Below are 19,082 nucleotides of genomic sequence, written 5' to 3' on the forward strand. Positions count from 1 at the left end.
CAAATTAGGGTTAATGGCTGCCTTACAATCGTGATTAATTTAAAGTTTACACGAACTGTACGGTTCCGTTGCTTACAGCGCCGTCAGGCGTGCCAGTGCCCACTGCATAGGCGCTGTCGAGGGATACATGAGCAGCCCGCTGATGCCGAGCGCGACGCCGTAGGGGATGCCCAACTTGTCATTGGCGAAGTGGCGCAGGAAGACGTTGTTGCCGGTCAGAACGGCGAGACTGGAGCCGCGGTACAGGATCAGCAGCAGCGTCAGCAGCCCGCCGATGATCGATGCATTGACGAGATAGGCCACCAGCTCGCCGGAAAACCCCATCCACAGAGCCGTCGCTGCCAGCAGCTTGGCATCGCCGCCGCCCATGGCGCCAAGCGCAAACAGGGAAAACGTCACAGAAAGCACGAGGCCTGCCGCAGCGAAGTGCCAGCCGTAAGTGGCCCAGTCCATTCCGGTCATCGGCGCGACGATCGCGAAGGTTGCTATCAGGATGAGCGACACGCGGTTTGCGATCGTCATTGATAGCATGTCGGAAACGGCCGCGAAGACCATGCAGAAGGGAAAGACCACGAAAATCAGCGCTTCAAGCATCGCCGCACCATCCACCTGGCCACCTGGGCATCTTTGACTGACGGTATTGTAGCATCCGCGCGCTTAAGCTTTGGTGAAGTCGCGCGCTTCAATCCGAAACGAAAATGGCCGCCCAGGTGGGACGGCCATTTATGAGCGGATATACCGCTATAACTTCAGGATTAGTCCTGAGCGTCCTTGAGCTCTTCGGCCAGGAAGCTGAACTGGTTGTCCAGCGCATTGCCGAGTGTGGTGGCGCCGGCAACGATGGCGAGTGCGATGAGGGCTGCGATGAGGCCGTATTCGATGGCGGTCGCGCCGGATTCGTCCTTAACAAAACGTGCAACAATCTTCGACATGGTGAGCTCCTTACTCAATGTGTTTACAGCACTTCCGTCAACGTTTCTGCTGTGTCGATCGGATGGCTGCACACTACGATGGAGCTCTTTCAATCGGCTTAAGAAACACCCTTACCGAAATCTTTCGAAACCAAAGCCGTGCACTTGGTTAATCGTCAAATAAGGTTCGGCGTTGCTTTTTAAGGGCCTGCGTTGCAACCTTCCGGGCGCATCAGGCCGGGTTGCGCAGGGCGGCTGCAAGCATCGTCCGCACCTGGCGTTCCACCTCTCTGGCGATCTGCTTGCGATCGGCTTCGGGCGTAGCCAGCACCGGCTTGCCGAAATGTACCTCGAGGTCGATCGCGCCCTCAGACAGAAGCTCGCGCAGGTGCGGCACCAGCGCCCGTTCTCCGATCCATGCCGCATGGGCGCGGTGCAGGTGGCCCATCGGCATGCCTTGCAGGCGCGTATAGGCAATCGCCACCGGCTGGATCGTAACCGTCCTTCCGCCATTGGCTTCCAGCGCTTTCCGCGCCGCGCCGAAAAGCGTCGACTTGAACGGCAGCATGAGATTGCCGTCGGAGGTGCTGCCTTCCGCGAATAGCACGATCGGGTCGCCGTTGCTCAGCCGGGCGCCGATCTCCCCGGCCTGTTCACCAGAGCGCCCGCGCCGCTCCCGCTCGACGAAGACGGTGCGTTGCAGTCGCGCCAGCGTGCCCATGATCGGCCAGCCGGCAAGTTCGGACTTAGCGATGAAATGCACGTCCGCCAGCGAACCGAGCACCATGATGTCGGTCCATGAGACGTGATTGGACGCGATGAGCAGCGGCCGCCCGGCGGCGATTTCTCCGTAAACCCGAATGCGCATACCCAGCAGCTTCGTGACCAGCCTGTGCCAGATGCGCGGGGCCGGTCGCTCGTCGAGCCATCCCGTCCGCAGGGCGACGAACTGCCAGAGAGCCAGGCAGGGTGTGGCGATGGCCGCTGCCAGAAGCGCCAGCACCAGACGGATCGTCCCGATCATTCTTCTTGCGGCCCCCGTGCGTCGCCTAACCGGCTAGCGAAGATCGCGCCGCATGACAAGCGCCGCGCTGCGCGGCCCGTCGGGCTGTTCGTAATAGCCGGGCCTGCGGCCGACTTCCCGAAAACCCAGCCGCCTGTAGAGCGTCAGAGCCGGCATGTTCATCTCGTCGACTTCAAGGAACAGCGCTTCGGCCCGATCGGCATGAAGCGTGCGCAGCACTGCCTCCATCAGGTCGCGACCGAGTCCGAGCCGCCTGTGGCTGCGCGCCACGGCAATCGTCAGGATCTCGGCCTCGCCCGCCGCCAGCCTTGCCAGCACGAAACCGACCGGCCGCGCCCTGCGCTGGCCCACCGGCCACGCCGCGAAGCCGAAAACCGGCGTCTGGTCGAGCAGCGAGCTGAACTCGTCCTCGGACCAGGGGCGCAGAAAGTGTTCCGCATGAATGGTCGGAAGGTGATCCGCGTCGTCGGCCGAAAGCCTTTCGATCGCAAATTCCAGCGGCGGCGCGAAGAACGGCAGCTTCACGGCACATCCTTTCGCGGCAACGCGAAGGCGCCCTGCGGTTTGGCATCGGCATCGCGCAGGTAGAGCGGCCTCGGCGGCAGCGATGCCGTTTGCGCATCATCCGCCAGCCGCTTCATGGCGATGCGCGCATAGGTCCCGATGTCCGCAGTCTTGCCTTCGGCCAGCAACGTGTCTGCGCCCGTCTCCCGTATCAGCGCTTCCGCTTCGTCTACACCGACTGCGGCCGGATCGAGGGTTGGCGTGCCGTCTGCCGCGAAGGCGGCGACATAGGCCTGTCCTCGGCCGGCATCGATGCGGGCGATGATCGGCTTGCCGGGGCTGGCGATGCGGCTTTCCTCGGCAATAGCCTCGAGCGTCGTGACGCCGATGGCCGGTTTCTTGAGCGCCAGCGCCAGCCCCCGCGCGGCCGCAACGCCGACCCGCACGCCCGTGAATGAGCCCGGTCCCACTGAAACAGCGATCGCGTCGAGGTCGCCATAGGCCGTCCTGGCCTCCTTGAGCGCGGTATCGATCACGCTCATCAGATGCTCGGCATGTCCCTTGCCGAGGTCGAGCACCGCGCGCCCGCGCTCGCCGCCCGCTTCATAAACGCAGGCGGCGCACAGGTTGGCCGATGTATCGATGGCGAGGAGGCGCAAGGCTGTTCCCGCGGTCTTCCTATCCGGCGCGATCCCGCGCCTTCAATTCCAGGCGGCGGGCATGCAGGACGGGTTCGGTGTAGCCGCTCGGTTGCTCGCGCCCCTTGAAGACGAGATCGAGCGCAGCGAGGAAGGCGATGGAATTGTCGAAGTCGGGCGCCATCGGCCGATAGAGCGGATCGCCGGCATTCTGGCGGTCGACTACTGTCGCCATGCGCTTCATCGTCTCCATCACCTGGTCGCGCGAGCAGACGCCGTGGTGCAGCCAGTTGGCGATATGCTGCGAGGAGATGCGAAGCGTGGCGCGATCCTCCATGAGCCCGACATCGTTGATGTCGGGCACCTTGGAACAGCCGACGCCCTGGTCGATCCAGCGCACGACGTAGCCAAGGATACCCTGGGCGTTGTTGTCGAGTTCGTGCTGGATGTCCTCTGCGCTCCAGTTCGGCCGCGTAGCGACCGGCACCGAAAGGATGTCGGAAAGCTTCGCCCGTTCGCGCGACTTCAAGCCCTCCTGCACCCCATGCACGTCGACCTTGTGGTAGTGCGTGGCGTGGAGCGTCGCAGCCGTAGGAGAGGGCACCCAGGCGGTGTTCGCGCCGGCTTTCGGATGGCCGATCTTCTGTTCCAGCATCGCGGCCATCAGGTCGGGCATCGCCCACATGCCCTTGCCGATCTGCGCCCGGCCCGAAAGGCCGCATTCCAGACCAATATCCACGTTCCACTGCTCGTAGGCGGAAATCCAGGCCGCCTGCTTCATGTCACCCTTGCGGATCATCGGTCCCGCTTCCATCGAGGTGTGGATCTCGTCGCCGGTGCGGTCGAGGAAACCGGTGTTGATGAAGACCACGCGTTCCTTTGCGGCCCGGATGCATTCCTTGAGGTTCACGGTCGTGCGCCGTTCCTCGTCCATGATGCCCATCTTCATCGTGTTGGGCTGCATGCCGAGCATCGCCTCGACACGGCCGAAAAGCTCGACCGCGAAAGCCACTTCCTCGGGGCCATGCATCTTCGGCTTCACGACATACATCGATCCTTCGCGCGAATTCGCGCGCCTGCCGTCAGGCCCGATGTCGTGCAGCGCGATCAGCGCCGTGATCGCAGCATCCATGATGCCTTCCGGAATCTCGCTCCCGTCGTCCAGCAGGATCGCCGGGTTGGTCATCAGGTGCCCGACATTGCGGATCAGCATCAGCGAGCGGCATTTGACGACGAAATCCGAGCTGTCGGGCGCGGTGTAGGTAAAGTCGCTGTAGAGCTTCCGGGTGAAGGTCTCGCCGCCCTTGGTGACTTCCTCGGTCAGGTCGCCCTTCATCAGGCCCAGCCAGTTGCGATAGACCAGCGTCTTGTCTTCCGCATCGACGGCCGCGACCGAATCCTCGCAGTCCATGATCGTGGTCAGCGCGGCTTCCAGGTTCACTCCGGCAATGCCCGCCGGATCGGTCTTGCCGATCTCCCAGTCGCGGTTGACGATGATCTCGATGCCGAGCCCGTTGTTTTTGAGCAGCACATGGCGCCAACCGTCATGTTCGGCGTGGCCGGCGTATTTGTCAGGGTCTGCGAGCGAGACCGCGCCATTTGCCGTCTTCAGGACAAACGTTTCGCCCGCCTCGATCTCCGTCACGTCGACCCATTTCGCGCCGTCGAGCGGTGCCGCGCTGTCGAGAAACGCCTTCGCCCACGCAATGACCTTTTCGCCACGCTTGGGGTTATAGCCCTTGCCCTTCTCCGCGCCGTCGGTCTCCGGAATCGCGTCCGTGCCGTAAAGCGCATCGTAGAGAGAGCCCCAGCGGGCGTTGGCCGCGTTGAGCGCGAAGCGCGCGTTCATGATTGGCACCACGAGCTGGGGCCCGGCGACCACCGCAATTTCCGGGTCGACGTTCTGCGTCGTTACCTTGAAGTCTCCGCCTTCCGGCAGCAGGTAGCCGATCTCGCGCAGGAAAGCCTCATAAGTCGCCATGTCGCTCGGTGCGCCATTGGCACGGTGCCAGTCGTCGATCTGGCGCTGCATCTCGTCGCGCTTGGCGAGCAACGCGCGGTTCTTTGGCGCGAGATCGTTGGCGATCGCCGAAAAGCCGGACCAGAACGCGTCCTCGCTCACGCCCGTTCCCGGCAGCGCCTCTTTGTTGATGAAGGCGTATAGCGCGGGCGCGACCTTCAGGCCGCGGATCTCGATCTGATCGGTCATTCAGGGGGTCTCCGGTCTTTCAAGCGTGGCTGGCAAAGTTGCCGTCTGCTTTCACCACGCCGGGGGCGCGGGGTCAATTCGCCGATGTGGTGAGGGTTGAACTAAGCCCGAGGTTGTCAAGGACGCGCGCTTGGTAGGATAGTTATTTGTCGGCCCACGAAGTCTGTTGAGTCGTTTCCAGTTCCTGACGGGTGCAGTCGGCAACATTCGGCAAGGCGCAATGCCTGGAAGGGAGACAGCCGATGGAACTCATCAGAAGCTTTTTCGGATTGATCGAGGATTTGACCTGGGGATGGTCACTCATACCGATCCTCGTGATCTTCGGCGTATTCATCACCGTCATGAGCGGGTTTGTACAGGTCGAATTCTTCGGCAGGATGTTCCGCGTTCTGTCTTCTAAGAACCAGAGCGGCGACCCCAACGCGATCAGCGCGCGCGAGGCGCTTCTCGTTTCCGTCGGCGGTCGTGTCGGCGGCGGCAATATCGCGGGCGTCGCGGTTGCGATCACACTCGGCGGGCCAGGCGCCGTGTTCTGGATGTGGGCCATCGCACTGGTCGGCATGGCGACAAGTCTCGTGGAATCGTCGCTGGCGCAGCTCTACAAGCGTTCCAACGGCGACGGCACATATCGCGGCGGCCCGGCCGGTTACATCATCTATGGTCTCGGCGCTCAATATCGCTGGCTGGCGGTGCTCTACGCCGTCTGCCTGATGGCAGCCTTCGCCTTCGGCTTCAACGCCTTCCAGGGCAACACCTTCGCAGGTGCTGCGGAGGACAGCCTGGGCATCGATCGCCTGTGGACCGGCCTGTTCCTGGCGGTGATCGCCGGCTTCATCGTTTATGGAGGCATCCGGCGCATCGCCAAGGCAGCCGATGTCATCATCCCGATCATGGCCTTCGGCTATATCGGCATGGCGCTGCTGGTCATCATCCTCAACATCACCGAACTTCCAGGGGTGCTCTGGACCATCGTCGCCAACGCATTCGGCCTCGAGGAGGCGGTCAGCGGCGGTGTCGGCGCGGCACTCGCGCAGGGGCTGCGCCGTGGCCTCTTTTCCAACGAAGCCGGTCTCGGTTCGGCGCCGAATGTCGCTGCCACGGCCGATGTACGGCACCCGCTCAGCCAGGGGATCACCCAGTCGTTCTCGGTGTTCATCGACACGATCATCATCTGCTCGTGCACGGCCTTCATCATCCTGCTGAGCCCGGTTTACGTTCCAGGCGCGGAAGGCATCGACGGTGTCGCTCTGACCCAGCAGTCGCTGGTGAGCCATGTCGGCGAGTGGTCGCAATACTTCCTCACCTTCGCCGTGCTGCTCTTCGCCTTCAGCTCGATCATCTACAATTACTATCTCGGCGAGACCGCGCTGAGCGTGATGACGCGGCAGCCAGCCGCTCTTCATCTGTTGAGGATCGCGATCATCGCCGTTGTCTTTCTTGGTGCCACAGCGCCGGGTGCCACTGCGGTGTTCTTCTTCTCCGATCCGGTGATGGGCGTGCTGGCGGTCGTCAACCTGATGGCGATCATGATGCTGTTCCCGGTTGCCCTGCGCATCCTCAACGACTTCCGTGCGCAGTTGAGGGCGGGTGTGGCGCGGCCGGTGCTCGATCCGCGCAACTTCCCCGACCTCGATTTGGACCACAGCGCCTGGACCCATGCCACGAGTGGGGCAACGGCACCGGCGGAAGGCGAAACGCGGCCTTCGTCCGCGCCGGCCTGACCGCCTCTGTCGAAAACGAGGCACCTCGCGCGACATGGTTGCGACCGGCATTCCCGCCGGTCGCAACCAGGCAGGGAGCCTCATCATGTCAAACCTCTCATTCAGACCGAACGTCGTCGCCGTTATTGTTGCCGGGCTTGCCGGCTTCGCATTCTCGTTGATCTGGTACAGCCCGCTGCTTTTCGGCGACATCTGGGCGGCCGCCAACGGCGAAGCCGCGGCCTCCATGCCGATCTGGAAGCTGTTCGTCGCACCGCTGCGCGAGATCATCTCGGCATGGGTGCTGGCGGTGCTGATCGCTAGCTGCGGCATTACCGATCGCAAGGGAGCGGTCGCGCTCGGCCTCTTCCTCTGGTTCGGCTTTTATGTCGTGCAGCTTGCAGGCGCGGTGATCTGGGACGGCATGTCGCCGGTGCTTGGTGTGGTGCACGCCGGCGACTGGCTGATCAAGATGCTGCTGATGGCCGTCATCGTCGCCGCGTGGCCTAAGCGCTCGGGGCGGATGCATGAACGCTCCGCTTGAGGCGGCCGTGTCCTACCGGCCGATGCGCGGGCGCCCGGTCGCCGTCGCGGTCAGCACAGCCTCGATGAAGCTGCGCTGACCTTCGACTGTCGCAGCACGCACGTCGCGTTCGACCGTGATCTCGAAACTTTCGGCGCCGGCCTCGGCGGCGCGCGTGGCGAGCACGTCCCGCGCCGCGCGCTCGGCCTCGGCAAGCGCCGCATCCTCGTCGCCGAAGTCGCGGATGCCTTGTGGCGACGACACCCGGAACAGGCCTTCGCGGGGCTGGCTGACCTGCGCCTCGACGCTGACGCGCACCTGGCCGACCACCGCGCCCAGCGCGTTGGCGACATCGGTGTCCTCCGGCACCAGGCAATCGTTGCCGACGAGCACGTCCAGCCCCGAATAATGCAGCGGGGCCGACGCGCCGAGACCGATCACCGGGCGGTCGAGCGAAACCGACAGCCGGGCGATGCCGTTGCTGCCGTCGACTGCGCGCTGCACCAGCGCATGCGCGACCGTTTGCGGACCTTCGAGCCCGTCCTCGGCAAAGGCGGTCTCCAGGATCGCTTCGGCCGAGCGCCGGGTCAGTGCCCGCAGCACCCGCGCCGAGATCGCTTCCGCATCCGCTTCGAGCGCTGCGCCGCGGCCGTCGCGCCGGCGCGCGAAGAGCGCCGCGCCCATCCGCGCGGCGTCGGCGTCCCAATTGTCCTGCCCGCCGAGCACGTGGGCGGCGTCGGAAGGCGTGAACCCGCAGACGTGTACGAGCCCCCGCGCGACGAGCCTGCTGAGCGTGGCGATCTGCGCGTTCGACGTCAGCAGCCGGTCGAGCGGTTGCGGCGTCGCCATGATGGTCGCGTAAAGCTTCTCCTCCGCGCCCGAGAGCCCGGCGGCCAGCCTGTCCGGCACGCCGGTGCGCAGCGCGAGCCGGCCGTCGAGCCTGCCGGGGTTGGGCGCGCGCAGTTGCCGTTCGAGCACATCGGTGACCGCAGCGCCGTGGGCATGCGCGGCCAGCGCCAGCGGCACCAGCCGGCGGGGGCCGAGTACGAGGCGCGGGCGCAGGCCGCCATCCTCCAGCCCCACCTCCGAATCGCCGCCGAGGCCGAAGGTGCGCATGGCGACCGCCTCGACCATGGTGCGATAGCCGCCGACGGTGGCGCCCTCAGGATCGAGGCGCGGGCGGCCGCCGTCGAGCACGGCGACGTCGGTCGTGGTGCCGCCGATGTCGGAGACGACGGCGTTGTCGAGCCCGCTCATGTGGCGGGCGCCGACGATGCTGGCGGCGGGGCCGGACAGGATCGTCTCGATCGGCCGCAGCCTGGCGAAACCCGCCGAGACCAGCGCCCCGTCGCCGCGCACCACCATCAGCGGGGCAGCGATGCCGCGCGCGGCGAGAAACCGCTCGGTAGCCGCGACCAGCCGGTCGATCATCGCGATCAGCCGCGCGTTGAGCAGCGTCGTCAGCGCCCGGCGCGGCCCGCCGAGCTTCGCCGAAAGTTCGTGGCTTGCGGTGACGGGCAGGCCCGTCCGCTCCCGGATGAGGTCTGCCACCGCGATTTCGTGCGCCGGGTTGCGCACCGCGAAATAGGCGCAGACGGCAAACGCGGAGACCGAAGGCGCAAGGCCGGCCAGTGCAGCCTCCAGTTCGTCGAGTATAAGCGGGGCCGCGTTGCCGTGAACGTCATGACCGCCGGGCACGAACAGCACCGGGTCGGAGCCCAGCGCCGAACGCAGGCCGGCGCGGTCGAGATCGGCCTCCGCAAACCCGACCATCACCAGCGCCACCCGGCCGCCCTGACCCTCGACCAGTGCGTTGGTGGCAAGCGTTGTCGACATCGAGACGAGCCGCACCGCCGAAGGCGAAACGCCGGTCCGGGCAAGCACCGCGTCGGCGGCGCCCGCAATGCCGACGGCGAGGTCGTGCCGCGTCGTCAGCGCCTTCGCCTTGGCAAGCACGGTGCCGCGCGGCGCCGGCGCCGGCGACCAGAGCACGGCGTCGGTGTAGGTGCCGCCGGTGTCGAGGCCGAGGAACAGCGCTTGGTCGTCTTGGGCGTTGGCTGGGGCGGCTGACATGCGGCAGGGCTTCGCGTGGCGGGACTTCCGCTTTAGCCGATTGCCGCGTGGGGCGGAAGCGGGCAGACGCTGGGCCAGCAAACCGGCCCGCCGGCCGCCGTAATGCCTATTGGGCGATCTCCCATTCCTGTTCGAGGGTCAGCGGCACGATGTCCGGCCGGGCCTGCGGCACCGGCGTCGGCGAAGGCGCGGAAGGCTGCCGGCTGGTGCAGCCGGCAAGCACGGCGAGTGCTGCAAGGGCGAGCAGCGGGCGCAGGCGGGGTGTAATCATTTTGCCGCGCTGTCGAGCCAGATCGTCACCGGCCCGTCATTGACGAGCGCGACCTTCATGTCGGCGCCGAAGATGCCGTTGGCGACGGTGACGCCGTGGCCGGCGACGGCGGCCGAGAAATAGCCGTAGAGGCGCTCGCCCTCGGCGGGTGCTGCGGCGGTGGAGAAACCCGGCCGGTTGCCCTTGGTCTCGGCGGCCAGCGTGAACTGGCTGACGACGAGCGCGGCCCCGCCGGTGTCGACCAGCGAACGGTTCATGCGGCCCTCGTCGTCTCGAAAAATTCGCAGGTTGACCACCTTGCGCGCCAGCCAGTCGGCTTCCTTTTCCGTGTCGCCCTGCATGGCGCAGACCAGCACCAGCAGCCCCGGCCCGATCTCGCCGGCGACCGCGCCGTCGACGGTGACGGAGGCCGAGGAAACACGTTGGACGAGCGCGCGCATGGGAAATCCTGCAATCGAAAGAGTCGGCGCAATGCTTGGCACGGTGCCGCCCGCCCGTAAACAGGCAGAGCGGCCGCATCTGGAAACGACCGGCGCACGGGCGCGCTTTCGCAAGGGGCGTGGTCCCTTGCGAAGGCCATGGCCTGGCATGTTTCCTAGGCACGCCGCTCATGAGGTGTCGGTGGGCTCCATCGCCCAGAAGGCGAGGTCGTGCACGATGTTGAGCACGTCGTGGACCGGATGGGCATGCCGCCCTGCCCGGCACCAACCCGGCGGCCGGCCGGGACGCAGCGGCCAGACGCGGCGCGTGATGCCGCGCCGGGCAGATGGCTGGCGCTGCGCCCGATCCTTCCGGGCCGCATCGCGTCGCGCCCGCCAGCGGGCGAAGCGGCCTGCATGGGCGGGCAGGTCGTCGAGTGCGGCGGTCACGGCCCGCAGGCGCAGGGCAAGGCGGGTGGCGTCGATGGGATCGTCCGGCATCGGCGGCTGGCGCGGGGCCAGCGGCGCCGACTCGCCGTCGCCCGGAAACGAGATGCGCGGCACACCGGCGGCAACGGGCCGCCTCGGGCCGCGCCAGCGCGGCAGCGGATCGAACAGCGGCAGGGTCGGCACGTGCGGCCGTCCGCGATCTCGGATCCTCCCCTGCGACGCGGGGGGTCCGAAGGACGACTGCGCGAAGCGTGGTGGAGGGGGCGTTGAGATGTCCTTTTTGCGCGCCTGCGCTGTCACGACGAGGTCGCGCGCCATCACGATGATGAGCCGCCGCGCCGCCGCCTCGGCGGGGCGCAGGAGCCGCAGAATGACGCGGTGGAGATGGCGGGGGAGCGTCGGGCGTTCTTCGCTACGCATCCCTTCCGGGTCCCTGCTGGTTGCATCAACGTTCCGGTCTTCTCCGCCTGTTGGCGCGCCACCGGTCGGACAGCCTTGCGCCTCCGGGGCAAACCGGCCGCGAAGCCCGGCCATGGCCACGAGCGTCGTCAGGATGCGCCTCAGCGCCTCCCGGTTTGTCTCGATCGCCGCACTCCAGTCCATCGCCGCCTTCTCCGGTTCGGTCGGGGCGATTGTCGGGCGGGCTTGGAGGGGGTGGATAGGTTTTGGGGGAATGCGTGGGTGGCGTCGTCAGTGACCTATTGTGGAGCGCACTTGCGCAACACAGCGAACATCCAAATGCAGGGGCTAATGGCTTTAAAGGCTCAGACCGTCGTCCAAACTAAATTAGGTCGTGGTCCGCTGCATCTCGTGCAGGCTGAATGATGTTCTCACCCTTGCCGCGCAACATGCGCTTCTCCTGAGTAGTCTGTGCATCGCGATCCATCTGGTCGGCTACCTCTTGGTTGTAACCGTGTTCAGGCGCAATCTCTCCGCGAGGCCAGTACCCGCCAGATTTGAGCCGGACGATTACTTTCATCATGCGCCACAGCATAGTTGACAGAACCATCTCTGGGTCGGTTCCTTCAATCGTGAAACCGCGCTCGATCAACGCGGTGTAGAGGTCCGATCGCGAGACGGGCTCGCCACGCTCTCGGATGATTTCCAGCGCTGCCGCCGCCACAACTTCCTTCTTTGAGTTCCGACTCGCTTTCTTCCTCGCGGGTGATGGTTCCGTTTTGTTCTCCTGAAGCGATACGCTCTCCACAGGATTCACAGCCTCGCCAGATGCGAATGCGTTCCATTGGTCGATAAACTGGTCCGCCATGGCAATACGATCGCGCCAGAAACGCATTTCGCGCTCCAGCCGTTCAATCTCCTGATTTCCTTGCGATTTTAAAGCCTTGGCATTTTCGATAGCCTTGTCGGTCATGGTCGAATTTCCCTGAGGTGTGAGGCGCACGATACGCTCTGTATCGCGAATTCACAACCGCATTCAAGCGCTTGAATGAATCGAGGCGGTAGGCTGCAAGGGGCTAGAACCGCCGGAATGAAAACGGCCCTGCAAGGTGTCTCACCACCTGACAGGGCCGGTTCCGGTCCCACCGAGGCCTGGTCGGACTCGTTCGGTGGGTAAGAGGGAAACTACGGTAGGAAGCCTCCCGTTCTTCAGGGCATCTTTACCGCAAGTCCCTCCTAGGTTCAAGAGTCTCCCATAGGAGACTTGCGGCAATGGCTAACCGCTGCTGTCACTGGGTCGATCCGTACACTCGCATCCGCTTCGGACGCTTGGAGTACGTGTGCGGCCACTATAGGTGCTGCGGCTAACCCCGCTGCCCTTAACTCGCCCGCATTTGCGGGTGCTGGCTGTCGGGGTCTTTGGCCCCGGCGGCATCTTCTTTTGGTCAGATTGATCGCCGCCTCGACCTGTTTGCCTCGGTCGTACCCGTATCGCTCAAGCGCCTCGCCAAAGCCTATGTCGAGAGATTGAGCGGCGGTTGATGAGTCCTCCTTGTCACGCGATCAACTCCCGATATCGGAGCTCACGTCAACGCGACCGAAGAATTCATTCAGCGACCTCCGCCGGCTGCTTCTTTGCGATGGTAGATCGTCGGAAATCCGGTGGTGAATACCGTAAGCCTATTACTTGGTATGCGGTCATGCGTCTTCAAAAAGCTGAAAACTTTGAATGAACGAATGTGGAGGGTGCGCCGTCGCGGTCCAGGCACAATCGCCTTTCCGATAGGACCGCGACCAACATTCTGGAGCTTGTGAGTGTGCTGTTTCATCGCGGCCGACGAGCCTCTAATCAATTTCAACCGTGACTTCCACGGGGTTTTGCGAACGAGTGCTGCCGGCTGAAGAAGGCGATGCAGTATGATCCGCGCAGTCTTTTTGCGTCACCGTGATATCGCGTTGATGTCGCGCGAGCGTCGTGAGGTGGAAAGAGTGAGACATGGATTCTCGGGTCTGCGCAGTTCGCTTCGCTCCTGTTTCGCCCGAGGATGACGAGGTGGAAAGGGGAATGTCTTTAGCTTGGCGGGCGTGATGGAACGGTGACGTTTGTTGATGGCGGCACGGCGCGGGGACGTCGTGGCCTCTACGCTTTCGTCATCCCAGGGCGGAGCAGGCCGGAGGCCGTCGCGGAGACCCTGGGATCCATGCCTGACCGGCGGGGCGGGCCGGCGGTTCAGGATGTGGTGGCGGATGGCCGATATGGCACCGCTACGGTGGGGAAAGCGTTCCGGCATGGATCCTCGGGTCAAGCCCGAGGATGACGAAGTTGAAGGGGGCGGCGGCTTTGGGGTGGGTCGGCGAAGCGGTGCGGTCGCTACCAGCCCGTTCCGACGAACAGTTCGTTCCAGTCCGGGTTGGTTTTCTCGATCAAATCGATCTTCCACTGCCGTGGCCAGCGCTTGAGAGATTTTTCGCGCTGGATGGCGTCGCGCATGTCGAAATGTTCTTCGTACCAGACCAGCCGGGTGACGGCGTAGCGTGAGGTGAAGCGCGAGCCCTCGCCTGATTTGTGTTCCGGCATGCGGCGGCCAAGCGAGTTGGTGACGCCGATATAGATCGTGCCGCGCTTCTGGCTCGCGGTCATGTAGACATAGCCGGTCATGGCGGAAGCGTAGCGGAGGGGCCAGCGCTCGTCATGTGGGGATCGGCGCACCTTCGTCATGCTCGGGCTTGACCCGAGCATCCATGCCGGACCGGCGAGGTTCAGGCCGGCGCGTTAGGATCAGGCGTGTGATGGGATCGTCGAGTGGTGGAGAGGGGCAGGCATGGATCCTCGGGTCTGCGCAGTTCGCTTCGCTCCTGCTCCGCCCGAGGATGACGAGGTGAGAAGGGGAGCGCCTTTCGCTTGTTGGTGAGGTGGAACGGTGACGTTTGCTGATCGAGGGCACAGCGCGAGGATGTCGTGACCGCCATGCTTTCGTCATCCCAGGGCGGAGTAGGCCGGAGGCCGTCGCGGAGACCCTGGGATCCATGCCTGAACGGTCAGTTTCAGGCCGGCGGTTCAGAATGTGGTTGCGGATGGCCAGCAGGTGCTGCTGCTGTGACAGGAGCGTTCCGGCATGGATCCTCGGGTCAAGCCCGAGGATGACGAACTGGAGATGGACGCGTTCCGGCACTTGAGCCGAGACGCGTGCTCAGTTGTCGGACATCTTCAGCGCTTCGATGAACGCCACCTGGGGTATCTCCACCTTGCCGAACCGGCGCATGCGCTTTTTGCCCTCTTTCTGCTTTTCGAGGAGCGTGCGCTTCCGCTGGCGGCGCGCTTTGCGGGGTGCTACCCGCGAAACCTGAGGGCATTCCAGATCGTGCAGCCGGATTGGCGTTAGTTCAGCCGCTCTGCCAGCTTGATGGTGACGGTGTCGCCCGATTGCTTGCCGATGGAATTGAGCAGGTCGGCCTTGATCGGCAGCTTGTGGGTGCCGTCGCCGAGAGCCATGAAGGAGCTCTGGAAGGGTACGCCATCGGCGGTCGCCCGCACCTTCACCAAGCCCCGTGTTCCGAAGAAATCTGCCGAACCGGGCCAGACCACATAGGTCCAGCCGCCCTTCGCGGGGCTCTTCTGAATCGCGGCATCGAAGGATTTGTCGAGTGGTCGTTGCATCGTCGTTCTCCAGGATGGTTGCATATCAATGACGCATGACCATCGGTGATTTCGACACGACGCCGCATTAATTTGCGCAACCGGGAAGTTTGCAAGGCCACTGAGGCCAGTCACCGGTTCGCGCCCTGACATGGGAGGCAACGCCGAGGTCAATCTGCAGACCTATGGCTCCTTTCGCGGATGGCCGGGCGTGACGAACCCGGCCATCCGGATCTCGCGCCTATGCGAGCCGCTCCGGAGCGCTGCTCCTTGCAGCATCGAGCGCGACCCCCTGAACGTCATCGGCCGCCTCGATACGCTCGATCGCCAGCAGCCCGGCTACCAGGATCAGAATTGCCAGCAGGATAAGGGCGGGCCACCACGACCGGCCCCGCGAATAAGGCCACACAGGGGCGAGCGCAACCGCGAGGCCGACAACGATGGCGCCAAGCAGTAGGATCATGCCGCCTCTTTCTGCCGGCAGCGCTCGTTTCTCTTCACGCGCGCCTCTCCGTCACGCTTCGCGTGCCACCTCTCCCCCACTGCGTGGGTGCGAGGAACGGCGGGTCAGTTGTCGGACATCTTCAGCGCTTCGATGAACGCTGCCTGCGGGATTTCCACCTTGCCGAACTGGCGCATGCGCTTTTTGCCCTCTTTCTGCTTTTCGAGGAGCTTGCGCTTGCGGGTGACGTCGCCGCCATAGCATTTGGCGGTCACGTCCTTGCGCAGCGCCGAGATGGTCTCGCGGGCGATGACCTTGCCGCCGATGGCCGCCTGGATCGGGATCTTGAACATGTGCTTTGGGATCAGGTCCTTGAGCTTTTCGCACATGGCGCGGCCGCGCTTTTCGGCAGCCGAGCGGTGGACCAGCATGGATAGCGCGTCGACCGGCTCGTCGTTGACGAGGATCGACATCTTGACGAGGTCGCCCTCACGATAGTCGGTGAGCTGGTAGTCGAACGAGGCGTAGCCCTTGGAGATCGACTTCAGCCGGTCGTAGAAATCGAACACCACCTCGTTGAGCGGCAGGTCGTAGGTGGCCATGGCGCGCTTGCCGACATAGGAGAGGTCGACCTGCACGCCGCGCCGCTCCTGGCAGAGCTTCAGGATCGCGCCGAGATAGTCGTCGGGCGTCATGATGGTGGCGCGGATCCACGGCTCCTCGATCGTGTCGATCTTGACCACGTCGGGCATGTCGGCCGGGTTGTGCAGCTCGATCTGCTTCCCGTCGGTCATGTTGAGGCGATAGACCACCGACGGCGCGGTGGCGATCAGGTCGAGGTCGAACTCGCGCTCGAGCCGCTCCTGGATGATCTCGAGGTGTAAGAGGCCGAGGAAGCCGCAGCGGAAGCCGAAGCCGAGCGCGGCCGAGGTTTCCATTTCGAAGGAGAACGAGGCGTCGTTGAGGCGCAGCTTGCCCATGGCGGCGCGCAGATCCTCGAAATCGGTGGCGTCGACCGGGAACAGGCCGCAGAAGACGACGGGCTGCGCCGGCTTGAAGCCGGGCAGGGGGGCGGCCGTGGGGCGCTTGTCCTCGGTGATGGTGTCGCCGACGCGGGTGTCGGCCACTTCCTTGATGGAAGCGGTGATGAAGCCGATCTCGCCGGGGCCGAGTTCGTCGACCATGACCATCTTGGGCGTGATGACGCCGACGCGGTCGATGCCGTATTTCGCGCCGGTGCCCATCATGCGCACCTGCTGGCCCTTCCTGAGCGTGCCGTCGATGACGCGCACCAGCACGATGACGCCGAGATAGGCGTCGTACCAGCTATCGACCAGCATCGCCTTGAGGGGGGCGGACGCGTCGCCAACCTTCGGCGCGGGCAGCTTGTGGACGATCGCCTCCAGCACCTCGGCGATGCCGATGCCGGTCTTGGCCGAGATCATGAGCGCTTCGGAGGCGTCGAGGCCGATCACCTCCTCCACCTGCTCCCTGATGCGGTCGGGCTCGGCGGCGGGCAGGTCGATCTTGTTGAGGACGACGACGATCTCGTGGTCGGCGTCGATGGCCTGGTAGACGTTGGCGAGCGTCTGCGCCTCCACGCCCTGGGAGGCGTCGACGACGAGCAGCGAGCCTTCGCAGGCGCGGAGCGAACGCGAAACCTCATAGGCGAAATCGACATGGCCGGGCGTGTCGATGAGGTTGAGCACGTAATGCTCGCCGTTCCGCGCGTCGTATTCGAGGCGGACGGTGTTGGCCTTGATGGTGATGCCGCGCTCGCGCTCGATGTCCATGGCGTCGAGCACCTGGTCCTTCATCTCGCGGTCTTCCAGCGAGCCGGTCGCCTGGATGAGCCGGTCGGCGAGCGTGGACTTGCCATGGTCGATATGCGCGACGATGGAGAAGTTGCGGATGTGGGAGAGCGGCGTCTTGGTCATGGCGCGCCTTTAGCAGGCGCCATGAGGGTTAACAAGCGGAAGCCGGCGGGCTGAAGGAGATGCGGCGTTGATCGGGCGGGCGGGGCATGGTTGAGTGCGCACGCGGCAAGGCCCCGGGGGAGATGTTGGACGCAGAAACCTTTATCCAGCGCTGGACTGCGCGCGAGGGTGGCGCGGAGCGCGCCAACTACCAGATGTTCCTGTCGGAACTGTGCGACGTGATCGGCGTGCCGCGGCCGGAGCCGGCGGGTGCGGAGCGCGCGCAGAACGACTACGTATTCGAGCGCGCGGTAAAGCGGCGGGCGAGCGACGAGATAGCCTCCTCGAAGCGCATCGATCTTTACAAGAAGGGTTGCTTCATCCTGGAAGCCAAGCAGTCGCGGCTGCCGGGCGGCAAGAACGCGCTGCCGGGGCAGTTGACCATGCTGCCCGACGAGCCCGAAACGCTGGGCCGTCGCTCGATCGCGCGCGGTTGGGACGTGATGATGCAGAACGCGCGCCGGCAGGCGGAGGACTACGTCTTCCTGCTCGACGCCGACCATCCCGCGCCGCCCTTCATCATCACCTGCGATGTCGGCCACGCCTTCGAAATCTTCGCCGATTTCACCGGCACCGGCCGCGCCTACGGCCAGTTTCCCGACCGCAAGGGCTTCCGCATCTACATGGAGGACCTGCGCAGGGAGGAGGTGCGCGCGCTGCTGGCGACGATCTTCACCGACCCGTCGAGCCTCGATCCGGCGAAGGAAGCGGCGCGGGTGACGCGCGCGATCGCCAAGCGGCTGGCCGAGGTCAGCAAGGCGCTGGAGGAAAAGCATCCGCCCGAAGAGGTCGCACATTTCCTGATGCGGTGCATCTTCACGATGTTCGCCGAGGACGTCGACCTTTTGCCGAAGGGCAAGTTCACCGAGCTTCTGTCCGACTGCGTCGCCTCGCCCTCCGCCTTCCTGCCGATGATCGAGGAATTGTGGGCGAAGATGGACGAGCCGGCGCAGGACAAACGCTTCTTTTCGGCCTTCAAGGAGCGGCTGCGGCACTTCAACGGCAATCTGTTCAAGGACGCGCGCGCTTTCCCGCTCGGTCGCGAGGAAATCGGCGAACTGCTCGAGGCGGCGAGGGCGAAATGGACGGAGGTCGACCCGGCAATCTTCGGCACGCTGCTGGAACAGGCGCTGGAACCGGGCGAGCGCCGCAAGCTCGGCGCGCACTACACGCCGCGCGCCTATGTCCAGCGCCTGGTGGAGGTGACGGTGATGGAGCCGTTGCGCGCCGACTGGCAGAAGGCGCTGACCAAGGCGGAGGATGCCAAGGAGAGCGGCGACGAGGACAAGGCGGTCGCCATCGTGCGCGGCTACCACCACCAGCTTTGCGCCACGCGGGTGCTCGATCCGGCGTGCGGCACCGGCAACTTCCTCTATGTGGCGCTCGAACTGATGAAGAAGCTCGAAGGCGAGGTGCTGGAAACGCTGGCGCGGCTCGGCGTGTCGGAATCGCTGGGCCTCGAGCGCGAGACGGTCGACCCGCACCAGTTCCTCGGGCTGGAGCTGAACCCCCGCGCGGCTGCCATCGCCGAGCTGGTCGTGTGGATCGGCTATCTGCAGCAGCACTACCGCACGCGCGATGGACACCCGTCCGAGCCGATCCTGAAAGCGTTCCGGAACATCAATTTCGGCCGCCGCGAAGGCTATGACGCGGTGCTGACCTGGGATGGCTATCCGGTGCCGACGATCGTTGAACAGGATGGCAAGCGCGTCGAGACCTACCCGAACGCCCGCCGGCCCGACTGGCCCGAGGCGGAGTTCATCGTCGGCAACCCGCCGTTTATCGGCAACAAGCGGATGAGGGAGCTTCTAAGAGCCCGTCTCGAAAGGGTTGAGTAGCTGGCGCGGTCGTGATTCCGAATTGGGTGTCGAAGCCTATTCGGAGAGACCTGATGTGGACGCCAGCT

18 protein-coding genes and 1 pseudogene are annotated in these 19,082 nt (G+C 64.8%); 3 read left to right on the forward strand and 16 right to left on the reverse strand.

Annotation, left to right across the window (positions count from 1 at the left end; translation table 11 throughout):
* Positions 1-72: 72 nt before the first annotated feature.
* The 6 genes from ACVJNE_RS09205 to ACVJNE_RS09230 all read right to left on the reverse strand — a co-directional run bounded on the left by ACVJNE_RS09205 (position 73) and on the right by ACVJNE_RS09230 (position 5,286).
* Positions 73-594: an A24 family peptidase gene (locus tag ACVJNE_RS09205; RefSeq protein ID WP_499564873.1), complete on the reverse strand. Its 522-nt coding sequence runs from the start codon at positions 592-594 to the stop codon at positions 73-75.
* Between the two features lie 161 nt (positions 595-755).
* Positions 756-932 carry a Flp family type IVb pilin gene (locus ACVJNE_RS09210; RefSeq protein WP_499564875.1) on the reverse strand — a complete coding sequence of 59 codons (177 nt, stop codon included), beginning with the start codon at positions 930-932 and terminating at the stop codon, positions 756-758.
* A gap of 211 nt (positions 933-1,143) precedes the next feature.
* Positions 1,144-1,935 carry a lyso-ornithine lipid O-acyltransferase gene (olsA, locus tag ACVJNE_RS09215; protein ID WP_499564877.1) on the reverse strand — a complete coding sequence of 264 codons (792 nt, stop codon included), beginning with the start codon at positions 1,933-1,935 and terminating at the stop codon, positions 1,144-1,146.
* 33 nt (positions 1,936-1,968) lie between these two features.
* Entirely contained in the window at positions 1,969-2,460 is a 492-nt protein-coding gene (locus tag ACVJNE_RS09220; RefSeq protein ID WP_499564879.1) for a GNAT family N-acetyltransferase, read from the reverse strand.
* Positions 2,457-3,098 (reverse strand): tRNA (adenosine(37)-N6)-threonylcarbamoyltransferase complex dimerization subunit type 1 TsaB, encoded by a 642-nt coding sequence (gene tsaB / locus ACVJNE_RS09225; RefSeq protein WP_499564881.1) that lies wholly within the window; start codon positions 3,096-3,098, stop codon positions 2,457-2,459. Before tsaB ends, ACVJNE_RS09220 begins: the two co-directional genes overlap by 4 nt.
* Positions 3,099-3,117: 19 nt before the next feature.
* On the reverse strand, positions 3,118-5,286 hold the full coding sequence (locus ACVJNE_RS09230) for a malate synthase G (protein WP_499564883.1): 2,169 nt from the start codon (positions 5,284-5,286) through the stop codon (positions 3,118-3,120).
* 242 nt (positions 5,287-5,528) lie between these two features.
* On the opposite strand from ACVJNE_RS09230, the gene ACVJNE_RS09235 reads away from it, so the two are divergent.
* Both ACVJNE_RS09235 and ACVJNE_RS09240 read left to right on the forward strand, forming a co-directional pair.
* Complete coding sequence (locus tag ACVJNE_RS09235; protein ID WP_499564884.1) at positions 5,529-7,007, forward strand: alanine/glycine:cation symporter family protein; 1,479 nt, start codon at positions 5,529-5,531, stop codon at positions 7,005-7,007.
* Positions 7,008-7,092: 85 nt separating this feature from the next.
* Positions 7,093-7,530, forward strand: a complete 438-nt coding sequence (locus tag ACVJNE_RS09240) for a DUF1761 domain-containing protein (protein WP_499564886.1) — start codon at positions 7,093-7,095, stop codon at positions 7,528-7,530.
* 12 nt (positions 7,531-7,542) lie between these two features.
* On the opposite strand, the gene ACVJNE_RS09245 is transcribed toward ACVJNE_RS09240, so the two are convergent.
* The 10 genes and pseudogenes from ACVJNE_RS09245 to lepA all read right to left on the reverse strand — a co-directional run bounded on the left by ACVJNE_RS09245 (position 7,543) and on the right by lepA (position 17,137).
* Positions 7,543-9,582, reverse strand: coding sequence for a hydantoinase/oxoprolinase N-terminal domain-containing protein (locus tag ACVJNE_RS09245; RefSeq protein ID WP_499564888.1), 2,040 nt, complete (start codon positions 9,580-9,582; stop codon positions 7,543-7,545).
* Positions 9,583-9,688: 106 nt separating this feature from the next.
* On the reverse strand, positions 9,689-9,853 hold the full coding sequence (locus tag ACVJNE_RS09250; protein ID WP_499564890.1) for a hypothetical protein: 165 nt from the start codon (positions 9,851-9,853) through the stop codon (positions 9,689-9,691).
* Entirely contained in the window at positions 9,850-10,293 is a 444-nt protein-coding gene (gene dtd / locus ACVJNE_RS09255) for a D-aminoacyl-tRNA deacylase (RefSeq protein WP_444727891.1), read from the reverse strand. Before dtd ends, ACVJNE_RS09250 begins: the two co-directional genes overlap by 4 nt.
* A 168-nt stretch (positions 10,294-10,461) precedes the next feature.
* Complete coding sequence (locus ACVJNE_RS09260) at positions 10,462-11,325, reverse strand: serine/threonine-protein kinase (protein WP_499564892.1); 864 nt, start codon at positions 11,323-11,325, stop codon at positions 10,462-10,464.
* 178 nt (positions 11,326-11,503) lie between these two features.
* The gene (locus ACVJNE_RS09265) at positions 11,504-12,094 is read right to left on the reverse strand and encodes a hypothetical protein (protein WP_499564894.1); all 591 of its coding nucleotides are present in this window, start codon (positions 12,092-12,094) and stop codon (positions 11,504-11,506) included.
* 1,398 nt (positions 12,095-13,492) lie between these two features.
* A complete protein-coding gene (locus ACVJNE_RS09270; protein ID WP_499564939.1) occupies positions 13,493-13,780 on the reverse strand; it encodes a GIY-YIG nuclease family protein in 288 nt (95 codons plus the stop codon).
* A gap of 532 nt (positions 13,781-14,312) precedes the next feature.
* Positions 14,313-14,429 (reverse strand): annotated as a pseudogene (locus ACVJNE_RS09275) (hypothetical protein); the annotation flags it as partial.
* 71 nt (positions 14,430-14,500) lie between these two features.
* Positions 14,501-14,779 (reverse strand): DUF1905 domain-containing protein, encoded by a 279-nt coding sequence (locus ACVJNE_RS09280; RefSeq protein ID WP_173187951.1) that lies wholly within the window; start codon positions 14,777-14,779, stop codon positions 14,501-14,503.
* A 220-nt stretch (positions 14,780-14,999) separates the two neighbouring features.
* Positions 15,000-15,221 carry a hypothetical protein gene (locus tag ACVJNE_RS09285; RefSeq protein WP_499564896.1) on the reverse strand — a complete coding sequence of 74 codons (222 nt, stop codon included), beginning with the start codon at positions 15,219-15,221 and terminating at the stop codon, positions 15,000-15,002.
* A gap of 104 nt (positions 15,222-15,325) precedes the next feature.
* Entirely contained in the window at positions 15,326-17,137 is a 1,812-nt protein-coding gene (gene lepA / locus ACVJNE_RS09290) for a translation elongation factor 4 (protein ID WP_499564898.1), read from the reverse strand.
* A gap of 122 nt (positions 17,138-17,259) precedes the next feature.
* On the opposite strand from lepA, the gene ACVJNE_RS09295 reads away from it, so the two are divergent.
* A complete protein-coding gene (locus tag ACVJNE_RS09295) occupies positions 17,260-19,014 on the forward strand; it encodes a type IIL restriction-modification enzyme MmeI (RefSeq protein WP_499564900.1) in 1,755 nt (584 codons plus the stop codon).
* Positions 19,015-19,082: the final 68 nt, after the last annotated feature.

This window comes from Mesorhizobium sp. DxT, from assembly GCF_058448885.1.